The organism is Streptomyces sp., assembly GCF_050698815.1.
In the GTDB taxonomy this organism is placed as follows: Bacteria; Actinomycetota; Actinomycetes; order Streptomycetales; family Streptomycetaceae; genus Streptomyces.
Window position 1 is genome coordinate 1 of record NZ_JBOHCV010000136.1, and the last position, 4,894, is coordinate 4,894.

The following is a 4,894-nucleotide window of genomic DNA, read 5'->3' on the forward strand; positions in this document are numbered from 1 at the left end:
GCAGAAGATCGAGGCGGCGCGTGAGCGGCTGGCCCTCCTCGACGACGTCGGTGTGGGACTCGTGGACCGGTTCGACGTCACCGCCATCTCCCAGGCCCTCGCCTCCGCCCTCGTTCCGCGCCTCGCCGACTACGCCGCCGTGATGCTCATCGGCGCCGCCGCGCACGGCGGCGATCTGCCCGACATCGAACTGCTCACCGGCACTCCGCTCTTCCAGCTCGGCGTCGCCGCCCGGGACGAGGGGCCGACCGTGAGCCGGATGCTCCGGGTCGGCCAGGACGTCCCCTTCCTGGCCGATTCCTTCTTCGGCCGGACGCTGGCCAGCGGCGTACCGCACCTGGCCTCCTCGCCCCACGAACTGCTCGCCGCCACCTACCCCGGCGACCCCAAGATGCAGGCCGCGCTCGACCTCGACATCCACTCCCTGATGGCGGTTCCGCTGCGCGCCCGCGGCGTCGTGCTCGGCCTGCTCGTCGTCAGCCGCGCCGAGGGCCGCGAGCAGTTCGCCCGCGACGACATCGCCCTCGCCATGGAACTGGCCGACCGGGCCGGCACCTCTCTCGACAACGCCCGGCTCTACGCGCGTGAACGCGCCGGCGCCCTGATGCTCCAGCGCAGTCTGCTGCCGCAGCAGATTCCCGAACCGCCCGGCGTGCTCGTCGCTTCCCGCTACGTGCCGGGCAGCAGCGGCAACGAGGTGGGCGGCGACTGGTTCGACGTCATCCCGCTGGCGGGCGGCCGGGTCGCCTTCGTGGTGGGGGACGTGATGGGGCACGGTCTGCACGCCGCCGTGACGATGGGCCGGCTGCGCACGGCCGTACGTACGCTCGCCGGTCTCGACCTGCCGCCCGACGAACTGCTCCGCCGGATCAACGATCTCACCGACGACTTCACCCAGGCCACCGAAGACCCCCTCATCGCCACCTGCGTCTACGCCGTCTACGACCCCTCCACCCGCCGCTGCAGCATGGCCAAGGCCGGGCACCCACCGCCGATACTCCTCACCGAGGCCTCCGACGGCAGCTGGCTGGCCGGAACCCTGGACCTGCCCTCGGGCGCACCGCTCGGCGTCGGCGGAGTGCCCTTCGAGAACTACGAACTGGACGTCGTCGAGGGCTCCGTGCTCGTCCTCTACACCGACGGGCTCATCGAGTCCCGGGGTGAGGACATCACCGAGGGGATCGACCGCCTCTGCGAGACGCTCTCCTCCGGCCCCGTCCGGGGCGACCCCGAGACACCCGCCACTCTGGAGGAGGCCTGCGACGGCGTCATCGCCGACCTGGAGGGCCGGACCGGCGCCCAACCCCTGGACGATGTCGCCCTGTTGATGGCCAAACTGGGCGGTCTGCCCGAAGGGAGCGCCGCATCCTGGACGTTCCCGGCCGAAAGCTACGCCGTGCGGCGGGCACGCGAGGTCGTACGGCGCACCCTTGCCGAGTGGGGGCTCGAAGCACTCGAGGACACGACCGTGCTGCTGGTGAGCGAGCTGGTCACCAACTCGATGCGGTACGCGCACGGTCCCATCGGCGTCCGGATGGTGCGGGGCACGTCTCTGCTGCTGGAGGTCTCCGATCCGCTGCCCGATCCGCCGCGCGAGCGCAGCGCGATGCCGGAGGACGAGGGTGGCCGCGGCATCCGGCTCGTGGCCAGGGAAGCCCGCCGCTGGGGAACCCGGCACGGCCCGATGGGCAAGACTGTCTGGTTCGAACTCGCCCTGCCCGAACCGGTTCCGACGCTGCCACACCCGTGAGGGAGTAGGGGCCGTCAGCGGCCCGCACCTCTGCTCCGGACGTGCGCCCTGGCAAAAAGAGATTCGAACCGCCGCTGCCTGGTTAGGAGAGAGGTGCCCCTGCGGATGGCAGGGGCACCAGCACAGAGGTGCGAGGCGGCACGGTTCTTGTCGTAAGCGACAGAAAAACGTGCGGCGATCGGGAAGAGCGTGTTCCGGCTGCCTCGCGCCTGCCACACTGCTCAGACCGGTGCCACACTGGTCACGGGAAGGGGCCGGCGTTGAGCGACATCCCAATGGAGGCTGCGGGCAAGCCGGATGACGTACGGCGGGCTCTCGCACTGCTCAACGCGGCAGGCGCCCGGATCGGGAACTCGCTGGACCTGGAGACCACCGCTCGCGAGCTGCTCGACGTCGGCGTGCCGCAGTTCTGCGACCTCGCGTCCGTCGACCTCTACCAGGAAGTCCTCGCCGGGGACGAGCCGCGTCCGGTCGGACCCGGCGACGGCAGCGGCGAGCTGCGCCGCGTCGGCTTCGCCAGCTCGGTGTCCGAGGCGCTGCCGTCCCTGGCCAGGGACGGTCAGCAGGGCAGGGCATGCTCCAGCCCGGTGTCCGTCGGCGCCACCCACTGTTACCCCGTCCACACCCCCGCCGCCATCGCCCTGCGCACCGGCCACGTCCAGCACGTTCCCGGCCAGGACGGCACCGTGCCCGCGCAGTTCGGCGCCGTCGTGCAGTCCACGCTGGCCGTGCCGATGGTCGCCCGCGACCGGGTGCTGGGACTGGTGCACTTCTCCCGGGTCAAGGGCAGCGAGCCCTTCGGGGAACGCGACGCGGCGCTCGCCGCCGAACTGGCCTCCCGCGCCGCCGTGTGCATCGACAACGCCCGCCTCTACCGCAGGGAACACGAGCGCGCGCTGATCCTTCAGCGCAGTCTGCTGCCGCCCGGCGACCCGGAGGCCGCCGGCCTCGACATCGCCTGCCGCTACCTGCCCGGCAACGCCACCGAGGTGGGCGGCGACTGGTTCGACGTGATCGAACTGCCCGGACACCGCACGGCGGTCGTCGTCGGCGACGTGATGGGCCGCGGCCTGCGCGCCGCCGTGGCGATGGGTGAACTGCGTACGGCCGTACGGACCTTGGCGCTGACCACCGACATGGAGCCCGCCGAGGTGCTGGGCGCGCTGGACGAGATCGCCCGCGGCCTGGGGGACACCCCGCGCTCACAGCGCGGCGGCACCGACGACCTGGCGGAGGTCTACCTGGCGACCTGCATCTTCGCCGTCTACGACCCCGTCTCCCGGCGCTGCACGATCGCCAACGCGGGCCACCTGCCGCCCGTTCTCGTCGAACCCGACGAACCGGCGCGGCTGCTGGACGTACCCAAGGGCGTGCCGCTGGGCGTGGGCGGCGAACCGTTCGAGGAGATCGAGACAGAGCTGCCCGACGGTGCGATGATCGCGCTCTACACGGACGGGCTCGTGGAGTCACGCGAACACCCCATCGACGAAGGGCTGGACGCGCTGCGCGATGCCCTCACCGATGCCACCGAATCGCTGGAGAACGTCGCCGACCGGATACTCACCACGCTCAACGTGCACCACGGCGAGGACGACATCGCGCTGCTGGTGGCCCGGGTGCAGGGGCTGCCGGCGGAGTCCGTCGGCGACTGGACCCTCGCGGCAGAGCCGCGCTCCGTCGCCCGGGCCCGCGAGCTGACCCGCGACCAGTTGGCGGACTGGAACCTGGACCCGATCGCCGACACCGCCGAACTGCTGGTGAGCGAACTGGTCACCAACGCGCTGCGGCACGGTGCCGGCGACATCCGGATACGGCTGCTGCTGGACCGTACGCTCGTGTGCGAGGTCTGGGACGCGGGCCTGGTGCAGCCGCGCCGCCGCCGCGCCCACGTCACCGACGAGGGCGGCCGGGGGCTGCAGTTGGTCGGGCTGCTGAGCACGGGGTGGGGCAGCAGGCGCACGCACCGGGGGAAGACCGTCTGGTTCGAGCTCGCCCGGCCCGGCCGCGACACCAAGCCCGCTGATCCGACCGAAGCGCTGCTCAGCCTCTTCTGAGCAGCACCTGCGGCAGGAGCGGCACCGGCAGCACCGAGCAGCACGTCCGTTCAGTTCTCCGACAGGCTCCAACCCGTCGCCTGGATACGGGCGTTGTCGCGTGGCCGCACGCTCATGAAGACGGGCTGCCGCCCGCGCAGCACCCGGATGTCGTCCAGGTAGACGCCCCTGCCTTGCTGCTCGGGGTCGGTGACGTAGCGCCAGCGCACGGCGGTCACGCCGTCCGGCAGCGCCGCCTCGGCGCGCAGCCACTGGCGCCCGGAGAAGCCCGCGAAGTCACCGTCGCTGTTCCAGCGGTGGCCGTCGGCCCGCAGCCGCATCGGCACGGGAAGCCACGTGGCGCCGTCTCCGGGGGCGCCGGTGGTGGCCTCCACAGTGCAGGTGTCGGTGCGCTCCGTGTCGTACCACAGCCGGAAGCGCAGCGCGGCGTCGTCCCGTACGGGCGCCTCCAGCGGGACCTGGAGGGTGGAGGTGGCCGCGTCCCGCTGCCCGGAGAACCACGCGGCGCGTCCGGCCCCCGTCCGCACCGGCAGGGCGCGCGCCAGATGCCGGGCCGGGGCTCGGCGGTAGTCGCTCTTGGCGCCCCAGTTCCGGGTCGGATGCACCCGGTTGGCCATCAGCACGAACAGGCTGCCGCTGAGCGGGTCGCCCACCAGGCAGGGGCCGGTGTAGCCGGTGTGGCCGAAGGTGACCGGCGAGGTGAGCGCGTCCATGTAGAAGCGCTGATCCAGCTGCCAGCCGAGGCCGCGCGCCGCCGAGGGGCCCAGCTCCGGGTTCTCGTTGGTGATCATTGCGCGGACCCAGTCCTCGCCGAGCACCCGGTGCCCGCCGTACGTACCGCCGTTCAGCACCATCTGACCGAAGACGGCCAGGTCCGCGGCGGTCGAGAAGACGCCCGCGTGTCCCGCCACCCCGCCCAGGTAGTACGCCTTCTCGTCGTGCACGGAACCGCGCACCATGGTGCGGCCCGTCCACGGCATGTACTCGGTCGCGGCGATCCGGTCCAGCTTCGCGGCCGGCGGGTTGTAGCCGGTGTCGGTCAACCCCAGTGGCCTGGTGATCAGTTGGGCGACCAGCTCGTCGAGACCCT

Annotated in this window: 3 protein-coding genes; 2 read left to right on the forward strand and 1 reads right to left on the reverse strand. The window is 72.1% G+C overall.

The window, feature by feature from the left end; all coding sequences use genetic code 11:
* Together ACRDP3_RS05460 and ACRDP3_RS05465 are read left to right on the forward strand one after the other, a co-directional pair.
* Positions 1 to 1,750 (forward strand): SpoIIE family protein phosphatase (locus tag ACRDP3_RS05460; protein WP_431515668.1); only part of this gene is annotated, 1,750 nt, incomplete at its 5' end.
* Between the two features lie 260 nt (positions 1,751 to 2,010).
* Complete coding sequence (locus ACRDP3_RS05465; protein ID WP_431515669.1) at positions 2,011 to 3,804, forward strand: ATP-binding SpoIIE family protein phosphatase; 1,794 nt, start codon at positions 2,011 to 2,013, stop codon at positions 3,802 to 3,804.
* Positions 3,805 to 3,854: 50 nt separating this feature from the next.
* On the opposite strand, the gene ACRDP3_RS05470 is transcribed toward ACRDP3_RS05465, so the two are convergent.
* Positions 3,855 to 4,894 (reverse strand): serine hydrolase (locus ACRDP3_RS05470; protein ID WP_431515670.1); only part of this gene is annotated, 1,040 nt, incomplete at its 5' end.